The following is a 16008-nucleotide window of genomic DNA, read 5'->3' on the forward strand; positions in this document are numbered from 1 at the left end:
CGAACGGCGCTCCTGGTCACGACGACACCGACTGGGCGCGGATGACCGGCAGCCAAGAGCGCCGTTTCTTTTCGTGGGCCGCAATGCGTGGTTCGTCCCGCAGCGTGACCTCGATGTCGTCGTACCCGTTGAGCAGGAGCCAACGGGCGCGTTCCTCGATCTGGAACGGCCAGGTCCGGTCGAGCATCCCGATCTGCCGCGACACGAGGTCGACGGTGATCTCGGGCCCGTGCCCCTCGGTGGCCGCCATCAGTTCGTCGACGACCTCCGGCGGTTGCGCCACCACCAGCAGGCCGTTCTTCAGCGCGTTACGCCGGAAGATGTCGCCGAAGGACGGCGCGATGACCGCCTGGAATCCCCATTCCCGCAGCGCCCAGACCGCGTGCTCGCGAGAACTCCCGGTACCGAACTGCGGACCGGCCAGCAGGACCGTCGCCTGCGCGGCGGTGGGTTCGTTGAGCACGAACCCGGGCTCGGACCGCCAACGCGCGAACAGTCCTGCGACGAAACCGGTCCGGCCGGTCAGTCGGCAGTAGTCGGCCGGGATGATCTGGTCGGTGTCCACGTCACTGCGCCGCAACACGACCGCGTGACCGGAGTGGACCGTCAACTTGTTCATCCGGGCTCCCCTGGCAGATCGGCCGACGCGGTGAGCCTGCCAGTGACGGCCGTCGCGGCCGCGACGGACGGCGAAACCAGATGCGTACGCGCACCCGGCCCCTGCCTTCCCTGGTAGTTCCGATTTGACGTGGACGCACAGCGTTCTTCGCGGCGCAGGCGATCCGAGTTCATGCCGAGGCACATCGAGCACCCGGGCAGCCGCCACTCGGCGCCGGCCGACCGGAAGACGTCGGCGAGCCCCTCCTGCGTCGCCTGCTCGCGGACCGCCATCGAACCGGGAACGACCAGCATCCGGACACCGTCGGCCACCCGGCGGCCGCGCATGACCTCGGCCGCCTCACGCAGGTCCTGGATCCGGCCGTTCGTGCAGGAACCGAGGAACACCACGTCGATCTCCAGGTCACGAACGGCCGTGCCCGGTGTGAGTCCCATGTAGTCCAGTGATCGTTCTGCCGCGGCCCTGCGGTGCGGGTCTTCGAACGAACTCGGGTCGGGCACGGCCTCGTCGAGCCGGACTGCCTCACCCGGGTTGGTTCCCCACGTCACGAACGGCCTGAGCGAGCTCACGTCCACCGTGACCGTTCGATCGAAGACGGCACCCTCGTCGGTCCTCAGCGTGCGCCAGTGGGTGACCGCGTCCTCCCACGCGGGTCCGCTCGGGGCGTGCTCCTTGCCGTCCAGGTAGTCCAGTGTCGTGTCGTCGGGTGCGATTACCCCCGCTCGGGCACCGGCCTCGACACTCATGTTGGACAGCGTCATCCGGCTCTCCATCGACAGCCCGCGCACCGCCGCACCGGCGTACTCGATGATGTGGCCCTGCCCGCCGTTGGTCCCGATCTGCCGGATCATCGCCAGTGCCATGTCCTTCGCGCCGACCCCGGACGGCAGGTCCCCGGTGAACTCGATCAGCATCGTTCCCGGCCGGGCGATCTCCAACGTCTGCGTGGCCAGGACGTGCTCGACGTCGCTGGTGCCGATGCCGAACGCGAGCGCCCCAAACGCACCGTGAGTCGAGGTGTGACTGTCGCCGCACAACACCGTCATCCCCGGCTGCACCGCACCGAGTTCGGGACCGACCACGTGCACGATGCCTTGGCCGCGTTCACCGTGCCGCAACAGCCGGATGCCGTGTTCGGCACAGTTGCGCCGCACCATGCCCACCTGGAGGGCGCTCACCGGGTCCTTGATCACCAACGAGTCGGTGGGCACGTTGTGATCCTCGACCGCGAGCGTCAGATCCGGCCGCCGGACCCGCCGGGACCGGGCCCGCAGTCCGTCGAACGCCTGCGAAGAGGTCGCCTCGTGCACGAGGTGCAGGTCCACGTACAGCAGGTCGGGCTGGCCGTCGTCCCGGTGGATGACGTGGCTGAGCCAAAGCTTCTCGGCGAGCGTGCGGGAACCTGTCATCGCGCTGTCACCACTTCGTGCGCGAAGCGTTCCACCAGCTGCTGTTTCACGGTTTCCAGGTCGTCGCAGTGGCCGTTTTCGCGACCGGCCACGTAGTGCTCGTAGAGCTCGTCGACCAGTGCGTCGTCCGGGTCTTTCCCCACCTGGTCGAGCAGGTGCCGCAGGATCGCGCGACCGGAATGCCGGCCGACCACCAGTTGCCGCTGCCGGCCGAATACCGCGGGTTCCAGGTACTCGTAGGTCGACGGGTCGCGCAGGATCCCGGCCTGGTGAATTCCCGCCTGGGTGGCGAACGCGTTGTCACCGACCACGGCCTTGTTCCGCACCCGCGGCAACCCGATCGTCTCGGCCAGTTCCCGGTATGCGGGGTACAGCCGTTCCGGTCGCACGTCCGTGCGTACGCCCAGCAGGCCGCCCTTGTACACGAGCGCCGCGACGACCTCCTCCAGTGAGGCGTTCCCGGCCCGCTCACCGATCCCGCCGAGGGTCGCCTGCACCTCGTCCGCACCGGCTTCCACACCGGCCAGCGAGTTGGCCACCGCGAGCCCGAAATCGTCGTGGCAGTGCGTGGCCACCACGATTGGCCGAGGCGCCCATGCCCGGACCTTTGCGATCAACGCACCGAACTCCGCGGGCAGCAGACACCCGCACGTGTCGCCGATGGCGACCGTGGTGGCGCCTGCCTCCAGTACGACGTCCACGAGGCTGTGCACCAGGTCGTCCGAGCCTCGGGTGGCGTCCTCCACCGCGACGGACACGTCCGTGATCCCGAGGTCCCGGGCGAACCGGATCGTGTCGGCCACCTCCCGCTCCGCCTCCGCGCGGGTGATCCCCCGCTTGTGCCGCAAATGGATCTCGCTGCCGGTGGCCAGCACCTGGATCTGGTGATTGCGCACTCCACCGGCCTGGACGGCGGCCTCGACGTCCGCGCGCACGGCCCGGACGAAGGTCGCGAACCGGGCCGTGGTCAGGTGCCGGGACAGCAGCTCGGTGGCCTTGTAGTCACTCGGCGAAGACGCCGGGAACCCGGTTTCGATGATGTCCGCACCGAGGCCCTCCACCAACAGCCCCAGTCGTAGCTTCTGTTCCGGCCGCATCCCGTTGCCGGGTGCCTGCTCGCCGTCTCGCAGTGTCGTGTCGAAGAAGGAGATCCGACGCGGTCCTCCGGAAGTGTTGTCCATTGCCATTCTGTCCTCAGCTTTTCGTTGATTTGGCTGTGGTCCGGCGCTTCAGCCCGCCACAGGCCCCCACTGGCCCGCTTTGGCCATGGCCAACACAATCCAGCGGGGCGGCGTGTAGGCGGCCCGCCCGTGTGACGCCAGCACGTTGTCCACGATCAGCACGTCCCCGGCCTCCCAGCGTTCTCCGGTCGTCTCTTGCCGGTAGGCGTCGCGCAGGTGAGCCACGGTGGTGTCGTCGATCGGCGAACCGTCGCCGTAGCAGGTGTTGGTCGGCACGCCGTCGGCGCCGTACCCCTCGACCAGCACGTCGGCCATCTCCGGGTCGAGCGTCGTGACGTGGAAGAAGGTGGCGTGGTTGAACCAGCTGGACTCGCCGGTGACCGGGTGGGTGGCGATGACGTCCCGCCGTTGGGTCGTCCGTAGCCCGTCGGCCGTCCACTCCACGGAGATGTCCCTGCTGTGGCAGTACGCGGTGACCTCGTCGCGGTCGTCGGTGCCGAAGACCTCGCTCCACGGCAGCCCGAGACCCGGCCGGTAGTTGCGGACGAGCAGATAACCGTCCTTTTCGAATCGGCGTACCACCTCGGGATCCAGCCGGGCGAGCACGCGCCGCGAGTCGGCGAGCAGGGTTTCCCCGCCGGCAGGCGGCGGGGTCACGCACATGAAGAACAGCCGCTGCGGGAAGTTCAGGTTGTAGGACTGTTCGTTGTGCATGAAGATCTCCATGTCGGCCGGGTAGCTGGTCGACGTGTAGACCTTTCCATCCACAACGGACCGTGGCGACGAACGCTCGGTGTAGTCGAGCGGTTCACCGTCGAGCTCGCGGACGAACGACTCGAACTCGGCGGTCTCGTGCGGCCCGAACCCCCGCAGCAGCACCGCTCCGTGCAGGTGGATCTTCTCGTTGAGGAAGTCGCCGAGCCCGACCAGCCCGGCCAATTTCCCGCCGGTTTCCCGTGGCGAGATGACCAGCGGCAACGTGGCGCCGCTCGCGGCCGGTGTGAGAGACAGGTCAGCTACGTTCATGTTTGCCCCACTTTCGAAGAGGAAGGATGGTCAGCGCATGGACCGGACGGACCCGGACAGCAGGGCACCGGCGCCGGTGACCGCGAGAACCGCGGCCGTGAGGAGGAACAAAGTGGTCAGGTGCTGTCCGGCCAGCGCACCGGCGAGCAACATCGACAGGGGCGTGATCGCGTATCCCGCCGTCATGTCCAGCGAGACGACCCGGCCGATCAGGTTGGGCGCGATGGATCGCTGGATCCAGCTCGCCGCGAACACGCCCTGGAAGCCGATGGCGAACCCGATCACCATCGCGGTCGCCACGGCCGGCACGACACCGGCCACGACCGCGAGCACACCGCACCCCGCGGACACCGTCAGCACGAGGCCCACCACCAGGAGGCCGAGCCGGGCGGACCGCCGCACCCGGGCGGCGAGCAACGATCCACCCACCGCACCGAAGGCGAGCCCGGCGTCCAGGAAACCCAGGGCCGACGCGCTACCACCGAACCGTTCACGGGCCAGTGCCACGAACCCGACCGCGAACGGACCGGCGTAGCAGAAGGTCACCACCGTGTCGACCAGCAACATCGTCCGGATGCGCGGATCGGCCCACGCGTAACGGGCGCCCTCCCGCAGGTCCCGCCCGAACCGCGTGATCCACCCGCGTGGACGGCTGCGGTCGTCGGACCGTTCGAGCTGCCGGCCCGCTTCGGACTCGCGTGGCTTGACCAAGGCGACCGCGACTGTGCAGAGCACCAGGCACGCAGCGTCCGTGAAGAACGCCACCGTCGTACCGGCGGACGCCACCAGGATCCCGCCGAGGGCCGGGCCGCCGATCCCGGCGAGCCGGGACCCGGCCAGCAACATGCCGTTGGCCGCCTCGAAGTGCTGCGTGTCCACCACGGACGGGAGGATCGCGCCGCGGGCCGGCTGGAAGAACCCGTCGACCACGCCGAACGACGCGGCCAGCACGATCAACCAGGTGAACGACAGCGCCCCCGCGGTGCTTAGTCCGCCGACGCCGGTCATCAGTACGGCCCGGGCCCCGCTGGACAACACCATGAGCAGACGTGGTGACATCCGGTCGCTCAGTACTCCTCCGACGGCGGTCAGCGCGGCCCGCGGGATGGCCTGTGCGGCCAGCACGGTGCCCAACGCGACCGTCGATCCGGTGAGCTGGATGGTGACCCACGCGAACGCGATGACGCTGATCCCGTCGCCGAGGAACGACAGGCACTGTCCGGCCAGCAGCCGTTGGAAGGACCGCTGCCGCAGCACTGGCAGCATCCGGCCGGAGCCGGTCGGAGACCGTGCCTGTGTCACGTCGCTCATCGCACTGCCGTCCGGTCGTTGATCAGCTCGGCAGTGCCGTGCACGGCCCGCCCGGTCAGCATGGACCGGTGGGTTCCCGCGACGCGGTGGACGGTCAGCCCCCCACCCGCCAGATCACCCCACATCCGCAAGTAGTCGTCGTAGCCGGCGCACATGTCCGGCGTGCGGTCGGCCGGTGGGGTCATCGCCATCTCGTCGGCGACCACGAGGCTGATGGCACCGGGGTACGGTTCGAGCCGGTAGCCGGCCAGCCCGTTGAGCAGCGCCGCCCACATGCGGATCGGTGCGCTGTCCAGCAGTTCCGCCTCGTCCGGGATGACGTCGGCGGCAAGGAGTTTGTCCGCGAGTTCCGCACGCAGCCGCGCACGGTCGTTCTCCGGCAGCTGCCCGGTGCGAAGTCTCTCCTGGACGACCTGTGCCGCACGAAGCCCGGCCACCGTGGTGGCCAGCGTTTGCCTACCGGCCGGGCTCGGTGCCCATGGCTCCAGCAGGATCAGCGAGTCGGGTGCCCGGCCGGCGCCGGCGAGCTGGCGGCCGATCTCGATCGCGACGTTGCCGCCTGCCGACCAGCCCACCACGGCCAGCGGCGGGCGGGGATCGTGGGCCAGCACATCCCGGGTGTAGGCGGCGGCCAGGTCCGCCACCGAGTCCGGGTCGGTTCCCCCGTCCATGCCGTACGCCTGGATCCCGATCACCGGTATCCCGGGACGGACTGCTGCGGCCAGTTCCCGGTACCACGTGACGCTCCCCCCGCTGGGGTGGACGCAGTACACGGCGCGTTCGCGGTCGTCACCTTTTCGCAGTACCACTTGTGAGGTGTGCTCGGTGGATCCGGTGGACGTGTCCCGATCGATCTGCCCGGCCAGTTCGGCCAGCGAAGGCGCCTCCAGCAATGCACGCACGGTGGTGTGCAGGCCGGCCTCCGACGCGGCGGCTACGAACCTGACGGTCATCAACGAGTTCCCGCCGATGTCGTAGAAACTGTCGTTTCTGCTCACGGTTTTCACCCGCAGCAGCATCTTCCAGATGTCGGCGATGGATCGTTCGGTGGCCGTGGCCGGTTCCTCCTGGGTGCCCACGGAACCGGCGTCGGTCACCTCGATAGCGGCGAGCGCCTGATAGTCGACCTTGTGGCTGGTAGTCGACGGGATCTCCGGCACCACGAAGAAGAACGCGGGAACCGTATTCGCGGGAAGCCTGCGCGCGGCCGCGGCCCGCAGCTCCGCCCGGTCGGGGGCGGTGCCGGTGTCGGCAGGTTGCACGTAGGCGACGAGGTGTTCACCGCGGACCTCGTCGTTGCGCAGTACCACGACGACGGCACGGACCGACGGGTGTTCGCGCAGCACCGACTCGATCTCGCCGATCTCGATCCGCTGGCCGCAGATCTTGATCTGCCGGCCGATCCTGCCGAGGAAGTCGAGCGTGCCGTCCGGTAGCCAGCGGACCAGGTCGCCGGTGCGGTAGAGCCGGGAACCCGCCGGGCCGAACGGATCCGGCACGAAGCTGGCCGCAGTGAGCGCGGCGACTCCGAGGTATCCGCGGGCGACGCCTTCTCCGCCCACGTAGAGTTCTCCGGGTACCCCCACGGGTACCATGCCGAGGCCGGCATCGAGGACGTACGTGCGGGTGTTGCGGATCGGGCGTCCGATGGCCGGCCGGCCCGGAACCGGCGGGCACGAAGTGGCCGTCACGAACACGGTGGTCTCAGTGGGGCCGTAGCCGTTGAGCAGGTGGGCTTTCCCAGCCCATCCGGCCACCACATCGGCCGTGCACGACTCGCCGCCGACGATCACCCGGCGCACGGTCGGGACCTCGGCGGGGTCCAGCAGCGCCAGCGCGGTCGGCGGCAACGCCATCACGGTGACCCCGGCCCGGTCGACGAACTGTTCGAGCGGTGCGCCGGGGATCAGCTCGTGTGCCGCGCCGACGCAAAGGGTCGCGCCGTTGGCCAGGGCGAGCGCGAACTCGAGGATCGACGCGTCGAAGCTCGCCGAGGCGAACTGGAGCACCCGGTCGTCGTCCTGTGGCGCCAGCACGTCCCGCTCCGCGTGGAGGAAGTTGGTCAGGCAGCTGTGCGGGACGCAGACGCCTTTCGGGCGCCCGGTCGAGCCGGACGTGTAGATCAGGTAGGCGGCGTTGGCCATGGCAAGACCGGCGGCCGGCGGGTGCGCGCGTTCCCCGGCCTGGGGCACGTCGATGGTCGTCACACCGAGGTTCGCCACAGCCAGGCGGGTCGCCGGCGTCGTGACGATCAGCGCGGCGCCGGAGTTGGCGACGACGTACCGCATCCGGTCGACCGGCAGTGCGACGTCGAGTGGGAGGTAGACCCCACCGGACATCAAGGTGGCGAGGAACGCCACGACCAGGTCGATCCCGCGTTCCGCGCAGACTCCGACAACCACCTCGGGCCCGGCCCCCTCGGTCTGCAGGCGGGCGGCGAGTGCGGCGGCCCGGCCCGCCAGTTCGCGGTACGTCACCCGCTGATCTCCCGCCGCGACCGCGACCGCGTCGGGGCGTTCGGCCGCCTGCCGGAGCACCACCTCGTGCAGGAACTCCCGCTGCACCGGGAACGACTGTCCTCTTGTCCATTCGGCCAGCTGGTCACGCACCGCCGCCGGCACGCGCGGTACCCGTGCCGGTGCCGACGGGTCGGTCACCATCAGCCGGAGGATTTCGCAGTACAGGTCAGCCAGTTGCCGGCAGGTCTCGACCGGGACGAACTCCGGGTCGGCGTCCATACTCACCCAGCCCCGGCCGGCGGTGCACGCCAACGCGAAGTTGGTCCACGCGTACTCCGTGGAGTCCTGTTTGGCCTCTGCGGGCAGGCGGTGGAAGTCCACGAAGTTGAACGCGGCCTCGACCAGCGAACGGCCCGCACTCTGCAGCCGCGCGAGCGGGAACCTGCGATGGGGCAGCAGGTCCTGCTCGGTGCGGAACACCGCGTCGACCAGGTCCAGCCAGCTGTGCCAGGTGGATCGCACACCGAACGGCACGGTGTTGAGGAAAAGGCCCCGGATCTGGTCGGCGCCCGGTGCGTCGGGGCGGCCGTTCGTCACCACCCCGATCGACCACGGTTCCTCGTCCCTGCCGAACAGGCCGGTGAGGCGGTAGAACGCGGTCAGCAGCACGGTCCGCGGCGGCACACCGGCCAGTCTGGCCAGCCGGTCGATGCCCTCCTGCAACTCGGGGAACTCCCGGAGGAACTCCCCGGTGTGGTGCTCCTCCCGGGGGCGCTGGCCGTCCAGGCGCCGGAACCGGACCGGCTGCGTGGCCGCCAGCACGGACTCCCAGTACGCACGTGATTCCACGGACCGCACCGCTCGGCGTTCCAGTGCGACGAAGTCCGCGAACCGGAGAGGCGGCTGTGGCGGGCCGTCGGGACCACCGGACAGCAGCCGGCTGTGCAGGTCGACGAGGTCACCGACGAGGGACGTAAGGCTCCAGCCGTCGAGGATCGCGTGGCAGTCGGTGATGGTCAGCCGGATCTCGTCCGTGCCGATCCAGTGCACGGACAGTCGCAGCAGCGGCGGGATCGCCAGGTCGAAATCCACCGACTGCTCTGTGTGGAAGTGCCCCGTCAAAGCCTCGTCGCGCTCCGGCTCGGGAAGCTTCCGCAGATCCGTTGTCTCGACCGGCAGTGCGGCGGTGTGGTGCACGAGCTGGAGCGGTTCGCTGAACGTGGTGAAGTCGAACGATGTCCGGAGCACCTCGTTCCTGGCCACGAGCAGGTCCGTCGCACGCTGCATCACCACTGGGTCGAAGCCCGGAATGAAAAGCCGGAAGGAGGTCACGTTGAGGTACGCCCGGCGATGCGTGGACATCGACAACTCGTGCAGCATGCCCATCTGCAGCGCGGTCAACGGGTAGGCGTCCGCGAAGCCGAGCGCCTTGGCCCGGTCGGCCGCCTCGACCAATGCGAAGGGGGCCACCGAGAGCTGTCCGGCCGGCGCCTCACGGACAGCCAGCGTGGCCAGCTCGGCCAGATCCCGTGCTTTGAAGATGTCCGGGATCGTCAGCCGCAGACCACGTGCGCTCGCCGACCCGATGAGCCGCAACGCGACGATCGAATCTCCACCGAGGTCGAAGAACCGATCGTGGGCACCGACCACGGGCACGCCCAAGACATCCGCCCAGACCTCCGCCATCACCCGCTCGGCCTCGGTCCGTGGCGCGACGAAGGCTTTTTGCTGCACCGAAGGGTTCTGCCCCACGATCGCCAGCAAGGCCTTCTTGTCCACTTTTCCGTTGCCGGTCAACGGCAACTCGTCGAGCACGTGCACCGCGCTGGGAACCATGTGCGCGGGTAGCCGTCGCCGCGCGTGGTCGGTCACGGCGGTCGAGTCGACCCCGGGTGCCGCGGCGACGAAGGCGACAAGTCGCTTCACACCGTCCTTGTCGGCCACCAGTACGACACTTCCGGACGCACCGGGCGCACCGGTCAGGACAGCCTCGATCTCGCCCGGTTCGATCCGGAAACCACGGATCTTGACCTGCTGGTCGGCCCGGCCGAGGTAGTCCAATTCACCTGCGGACGACCACTTCGCCAGGTCACCGGTCCGGTACAGCCGGCTGCCGGGCGCACCGAACGGGTCGGGGACGAACCGCTGCGCGGTCAACGCGGGCTGCCCGAGGTAGCCCCGTGCGACACCGTCGCCTCCGACGTACAGCTCCCCGGGGACACCGACGGGAACCAGCCCGCCGTGCTGGTCGAGCACATGCGCGGTGAGATCGCCCAGCGCACGGCCGATCGGTGACCGCGGCGGCCGCCGGAAGTCCGCTGCGTCGATGTGCTTGCTCGTCACATGCACGGTGGTCTCGGTGATGCCGTACATGTTGACCAGCTGGACGTGCCGCGCCGAGGCCACCGCGTCCCAGTTCCGGTAGTCCCGGATGTCGACGGCGTCGCCGCCGAGGAGGACCAGTCGCAGCGCGAGGTCGTCGAAATGCTCAGGCCGCGTCAGGAGCGCTCGCAGACCGGTGAAGGCCGCAGGAGTCTGGTTCAGCACGGTGACGCGGTGGTCACGCAGCAACCGCAGGACGGCGGCGGGATCGCGGGCGATGTCCCTGCTCGCCAGCACGACCGTCCCGCCCGTGGTCAGCGGCCCGTACAATTCCCACACCGAGAAGTCGAACGCGAACGAGTGCAGGCAGACCCAGGTGTCGGCGGCGTCGAACCCGAACCGCTGCCCGGCGGCCGGGAACAACCTGGCCACGTTCCGGTTCGTGACGCCGACCGCCTTCGGCCGCCCGGTCGAGCCGGACGTGTAGATGACGTAGGCCAGCGAATCCGGATCCGCCGCCGCTGCCGGGTTGTCCGCCGGACGGGCCGCGATCGCGGCGGCGTCCCGGTCGAGGCACACGGTCGGGACACCGAGCGCGTTCGCCACGCCGGCGCATGCCGTGTCGGTCACGACGAGTGCCACGCGGGCGTCGCGCACCATGAAGGCCAGCCGGTCTGCGGGGTACTCGGGATCGAGGGGCACGTACGCGCCGCCAGCCTTGAGCACCGCGAGCATCGCGACGACCGTGTCAGCCCCCCGGCCGAGGCACAGGCCCACTCGGACCTCGGTTTCCACTCCGCCCCGCAGGAGGTGACCGGCCAGCCGGTTCGCCCTCTCGTTGAGCTGCCGGTAGGTCAGGGTCGTGTCCGCGCACACGACCGCCGGGTGGTCGGGCGTTCGCTCCGCACGCTGCTGGAACAGCTCGTGGACCGTGGCGTCGACCGGGATGCGCCGGCCTTCGTTCCAGTCGGCGACCAGGTGGTGCCTGACCCGTTCGTCGAGCAGGTCGAGCCGGCTGAGCCGCAGCTCGGGCTGCTCGGTGACCTGCTCGGCCGCGCGCCGGAAGGCGTGCGCGAACGAAGTGATGGTGGCCTCGTCGAACAGGTCCGTGGAGTAGACGAAGGAACAGTCCAGCCCGTCCTCGGTCCGGCTCACGGTCAGTGTGAGGTCGAACTTCGCCACCCTCAGGTCGACGTCGACGGGCCGGCCGGTGGCCATTCCGAGCCGAAGTTCTTCGGCCGAGGACTCCTCCAGGACGAACATCACCTGGACCAGCGGGTTGCGGCTCAAGTCCCGCTCCGGGCGCACCGCCTCCACCAGCCGGTCGAACGGCAGGGCCTGGTGGTCGAACGCGTCGAGCGCGGTCGTCCTCACCCGGGCGAGCACCTCGTCGAAGGTCGGGTCACCCGCGAGGTCCGTGCGGAGCACCACGGTGTTGACGAAGAACCCGACAAGGCGTTCGGTCTCCTCTCGTGTCCTTCCGGCGACCGGCGTGCCGACGGCCACGTCCTCCTGGCCGCTGCAGCGGGCCAGAACCGCCTGGTAGATCGCCAGCAAGGTCATGAAGAGGGTGGTGCCGCGGGCGCGTCCGGTCCGGACGATCCGCTCGGTGAGCGCCGCGGGCAGGTGAAGCCGTCGTTCCCCGCCAGCGGCCGACCGGGTCGTCGGCCTTCCCCGGTCGGTGGGCAGCTCCACCGGAACGAGGCCGTCCAGGGCGGCGCGCCAGTACTCGGTTTCCGCGTGTGCGTCGGCGCTGTCGAGCCACTTGTGCTGCCAGTGCGCGAAGTCCGCATAGTCCCGCTTCGGCGCGGGCAGGTTTACCGTCTCACCGGCGAGGTGGCTTCCGTAGAGCCGCCTGAAGTCGTCGACCAGGACCTGTACCGACTGCCCGTCCGCGACGACGTGATGCATGCTCAGCAGCAGCACGTGCGTGTCCGGTCGTACGCCGAGCAACGCCGCCCGGATCAGCGGGCCACGTTCCATGTCGAATGGTCTGCGGATCTCCTCGGCCAGCACCTGCTCCCAGTCCGGACCGGCGTCGATCTCGGCGAGTGGGGAGGCGACCTCCGGGTGGACGCGGGCCACGAGCCCGTCCGGCCCCACGACGAAGGTCGTCCGCAGTGAGTCGTGCCGGTCGACCAGGTCTGCGTAGGCATGGCGCAGCGCCGGCACGTCGATCGGACCGGTGATCATCCACGCGAAGGGCATTGCGTACTCGAGCGGGTCGAGTCCGAATTGGCTGAGGAAGTACAACCGCTGCTGCCCTGCGGACGGCGGCAGGTCCTGACCTACCGGGCGGCGCGGGATAGCGGGGGCCTCCGCCGGTGACCGGCGCAGCCGTTCGGCGAGCAGCTGCCTCGCAGCGTCACGTGATTCCTGCTTTTCGAGCACGTCGTTTCCATCCCGCCGGGAGCACGGCATCAGGTTCGGGTCGTTCGGGCCTCAGCCGACGGAGGTGACGTCCGTCAGTTCGTGCATCAGCTCGTCTTCGATCCACTGCGTCAGCGAAGCCACCGTCGGGTGATCGAATACGACACTGACGTGCACCTTCCGGTCCGCCAGCGCGGAGATCCGGCCGGCGAGCACGGTGGCCGTGAGGGAATGCCCACCCAGATCGAAGAAATTGTCGTGCACACCGACGTGCTCGAGGCGCAGCAGAGCCGCCCAGATCTCGGACATGGCCTGCTCGGCCTCGGTCCGCGGCGGTACGGACTCCCCGGTGGCGGCCGACTCCGGTTCCGGCAGGGCTGCCCGGTCGACCTTGCCGCTGGACAACCGGGGCAGCTCGGGGACCACCATGATCACCGCGGGCACCATGTACCCCGGCAGCCTCGTTTTCAGGAACTGGCGCAGCTCGGTGACCGAGGGCTGTTGCCCCCCAAGGGGAACGGCGTAGGCGACCACTCCCTGTTCCGCGGCGACCGCGACCCCCGTCGCCACCCCCGGATGCCGCCCGAGCGCGTCCTCGATCTCGCCCAGTTCGACACGGAACCCGCGGATCTTCACCTGGTGGTCGACGCGGCCGAAGAACTCCAGCTCGCCGGTGGGCGACCAACGCACCAGGTCACCGGACCGGTACAGCCGCCGGCCACCCCCCGCGAACGGGTCCGGCACGAACCGCTCGGCGGTCAACCCGGGGCGGTCCAGGTATCCCCGGGCCACGGCGCCTCCGATGTACAACTCGCCGACCGCCCCGGTCGGCAACCGGTTCCCGGACTCGTCGAGCACGTGGAGGTCACGCCCCAAGAGCGGACGGCCGATCGGCACGCGAGCGCGGTCCACCGGGCGGTGCGCGACGAACGCCGACGCCGCGATGGTCCCTTCGGTCGGGCCGTAGGAGTTCACCACCGGAACGTGCGGCATGAACCGGTGCCAGGCCGCCAGTGCGGTCCGAGAGACGACGTCGCCCCCGACGACCAGCAGGCGCACCGACTCGAGTTCCCTCGCCGACAACGCGGCCATTGGGTCGGCTGTCCACTGCTCCCAATACGCGGGCACGAGCTCCAGCACCGAAACCCCGTTCGCCTGTATTGTCGCGACCATCTCGTCCGGGGCCCACAGTTTCCCGGGGCGCAGGACCACCCGGCCACCGACGGTCAGCACAGGCAGGATCTGTTCGAGACACGCGTCGAAGCTGAAGGAGGAGAACGAGAGGACCCGATCGGTGGCGGTCAGCTCGAACGTCTCGCGGGCGGACACGACGTGGCACGCGAGCGCCCGGTGCTCGACCGCGACCCCCTTGGGACGGCCCGTGGAGCCGGAGGTGTAGATCACGTACGCCAGCGAATTCCCCGCCGGTGGCGTGAACTCGAACGCCGGCACACGGTCCCCGTGGGGGGACACCGTGGATACACCGAGCCGTGCTCCGACACCGTCGGCCTCGGTGATCACGACCACAGCGGCCGAGTCCTCGACCATGAACCGCAGCCGGTCGACCGGGTATTCGGGATCCAGCGGCACGTGGACACCACCGGCGAACCACACGCCGAGCATCCCGACGACCGCATCCACACCCCGGCCGAGGCACGTGCCCACCCTTGACTCCGGGCCGACCCCGGCAGTTCGCAGACGTGCCGCCAACGACCGCGACCGCTCGACCAATTCGCGGTAGGTCAGGTGATCACCATCGCAGACGACAGCGATCTGCGCGGGTGTGCGCGCCGCCTGTTCGAAGATCATGACCGGCACCGAGGTGTTCGGCCACCTCACCACCTCGGTGGCCGGCGTCCGGTGGTCGTGGGGACCGACGAGGTCGAGTTCGCTCAACCGCATGTCCGGACGGGCGACAACCTGCTCGACCACCCTGGCGAACAGCGCACCGAGACTGCGGATCGTTCCTGGGTCGAACAGGTCGACCCCGTAGTCGAGGCAGCAGCGCAGCGTGTCGCCGTCGCTGGTCACAGTGCACGACAGGTCGAACTTGGCGACCCGCGACTGCCGGTCGGCCGGCACGCCGACGGCCTCGCCCAGCCGCAGGTCGCCGGAACCGGTGTCATCGTCGAAGACGAACACGGTCTGCACCAGCGGGTTGCGGCTCAGGTCCCGGCTGGGGCGAACGGCGTCGATCACCTTGTCGAAGGGGAGGTCCTGGTGGTCGAACGCGTCGAGTGTCAGCGCCCGCGTTCGCTCCAGCACTTCCAAGAACGTCGGATCACCGGACAGGTCGGCACGCAGCACCACAGTGTTGCCGAAGAATCCGATCATCCCGTCGGTCTCCGGACGGCCGCGACCGGCCACCGTCGTCCCGACCGCCACGTCCCGTTGGCCGCAGTAGGGCGCCAACGTCGCATAGAAGGCGGCCAGCAGGGTCATGAATTGCGTGGTGCCGTGTCTGCGGCCGAGCGCGGCCACCTGTTCGGTCACCGTGGGCCCGAAGGTGAACTCCTCGGCCCGTCCCCGGCCCGACCACACCGGCGGCCTGGCGAAGTCGAGGGGCAAGGCGAGTTCGGTGAGTCCGGCCAGCCGGTCACGCCAGTACGCGACCAGGCCGTCCACGGTCGCGCCGGACAGCCAGTTGCGCTGCCATGCGGCGAAGTCGGCGTACTGTACGGCCAGCTCGGGCAAGGCTGGCGTGCGTCCGGCGGATCTCGCCTCGTAGCACGCGGCGAGTTCGCGGAGCAGGATCTCCACTGACGGGCCGTCGAAGGCCACGTGGTGGACGTTCACCATGACGAGGTGATCGGCGTCGCCGTGGGCCCAGATCGCCACCCGCAGCAGGCGCCCGCTCGCCAGGTCGAACGGCCGGTTCGCGATCGCCTCGGCCTGGCGGTTCGCCTCCGCCACCCAAGTCTCACCGTCGAACCGGGTCAGGTCTATGACGTCCACCAGCGCGTCCACCCCGCTAAGCACGTGCTGGACGAGTCGCCCGTCCTCTTCGGCGAACGCGGTGCGCAGGGGTTCGTGGCGCGCCACGACGTCGTGCACCGCCTGGCCGAAGGCGTCGACGTCGAGCACACCGGTCACCCGCCATATCCGGTTGATGCCGTACTCGCCGCGCCGCGTCGAGCCCAGTGTGTCGACGAACCACAGCCGTTCTTGCGCGAACGACGCCGGCAGCGACCTGTCCCTGGGGACCTTGGTAATGCTGTGCCGCCCCACGCCGCGGATGGCCGCGATCCGGCGGACGAGTTCCTCTCGCCGTAGCGCAGCGAGATCCGGTTTCATGTCAGAGTTCATGGCGT

7 protein-coding genes are annotated in these 16008 nt (G+C 69.5%); all 7 read right to left on the bottom strand.

What is annotated here, in order from left to right; all coding sequences use genetic code 11:
* Positions 1 to 16 precede the first annotated feature (16 nt).
* The 7 genes from leuD to QRY02_RS19840 are packed head-to-tail and all read right to left on the bottom strand — an operon-like array spanning position 17 to position 16003.
* On the bottom strand, positions 17 to 619 hold the full coding sequence (gene leuD, locus QRY02_RS19810; RefSeq protein WP_285993012.1) for a 3-isopropylmalate dehydratase small subunit: 603 nt from the start codon (positions 617 to 619) through the stop codon (positions 17 to 19).
* Positions 616 to 2028 (bottom strand): 3-isopropylmalate dehydratase large subunit, encoded by a 1413-nt coding sequence (leuC, locus tag QRY02_RS19815; protein WP_285993013.1) that lies wholly within the window; start codon positions 2026 to 2028, stop codon positions 616 to 618. Before leuC ends, leuD begins: the two co-directional genes overlap by 4 nt.
* Positions 2025 to 3209, bottom strand: coding sequence for a LeuA family protein (locus QRY02_RS19820; RefSeq protein WP_285993014.1), 1185 nt, complete (start codon positions 3207 to 3209; stop codon positions 2025 to 2027). The genes leuC and QRY02_RS19820 overlap by 4 nt, the downstream gene beginning before the upstream one ends.
* 48 nt (positions 3210 to 3257) lie before the next feature.
* Positions 3258 to 4235, bottom strand: coding sequence for a TauD/TfdA family dioxygenase (locus QRY02_RS19825; RefSeq protein ID WP_285993015.1), 978 nt, complete (start codon positions 4233 to 4235; stop codon positions 3258 to 3260).
* A gap of 30 nt (positions 4236 to 4265) precedes the next feature.
* Positions 4266 to 5546, bottom strand: coding sequence for an MFS transporter (locus QRY02_RS19830; protein WP_285993016.1), 1281 nt, complete (start codon positions 5544 to 5546; stop codon positions 4266 to 4268).
* Positions 5543 to 12718 carry a non-ribosomal peptide synthetase gene (locus QRY02_RS19835; RefSeq protein WP_285993017.1) on the bottom strand — a complete coding sequence of 2392 codons (7176 nt, stop codon included), beginning with the start codon at positions 12716 to 12718 and terminating at the stop codon, positions 5543 to 5545. Before QRY02_RS19835 ends, QRY02_RS19830 begins: the two co-directional genes overlap by 4 nt.
* 51 nt (positions 12719 to 12769) lie before the next feature.
* Positions 12770 to 16003: a non-ribosomal peptide synthetase gene (locus QRY02_RS19840; RefSeq protein ID WP_285993018.1), complete on the bottom strand. Its 3234-nt coding sequence runs from the start codon at positions 16001 to 16003 to the stop codon at positions 12770 to 12772.
* Positions 16004 to 16008: the final 5 nt, after the last annotated feature.

This window comes from Amycolatopsis sp. DG1A-15b, assembly GCF_030285645.1.
Lineage (GTDB): Bacteria > Actinomycetota > Actinomycetes > Mycobacteriales > Pseudonocardiaceae > Amycolatopsis.

What these genes read in the sequence shown, in the direction of transcription:
- leuD (WP_285993012.1), bottom strand. Translation starts at nt 619, where the DNA reads ATGAACAAGTTGACGGTCCACTCCGGTCACGCGGTCGTGTTGCGGCGC.
- leuC (WP_285993013.1), bottom strand. Translation starts at nt 2,028, where the DNA reads ATGACAGGTTCCCGCACGCTCGCCGAGAAGCTTTGGCTCAGCCACGTC.
- QRY02_RS19825 (WP_285993015.1), bottom strand. Translation starts at nt 4,235, where the DNA reads ATGAACGTAGCTGACCTGTCTCTCACACCGGCCGCGAGCGGCGCCACG.
- QRY02_RS19820 (WP_285993014.1), bottom strand. Translation starts at nt 3,209, where the DNA reads ATGGACAACACTTCCGGAGGACCGCGTCGGATCTCCTTCTTCGACACG.
- QRY02_RS19840 (WP_285993018.1), bottom strand. Translation starts at nt 16,003, where the DNA reads ATGAACTCTGACATGAAACCGGATCTCGCTGCGCTACGGCGAGAGGAA.
- QRY02_RS19830 (WP_285993016.1), bottom strand. Translation starts at nt 5,546, where the DNA reads ATGAGCGACGTGACACAGGCACGGTCTCCGACCGGCTCCGGCCGGATG.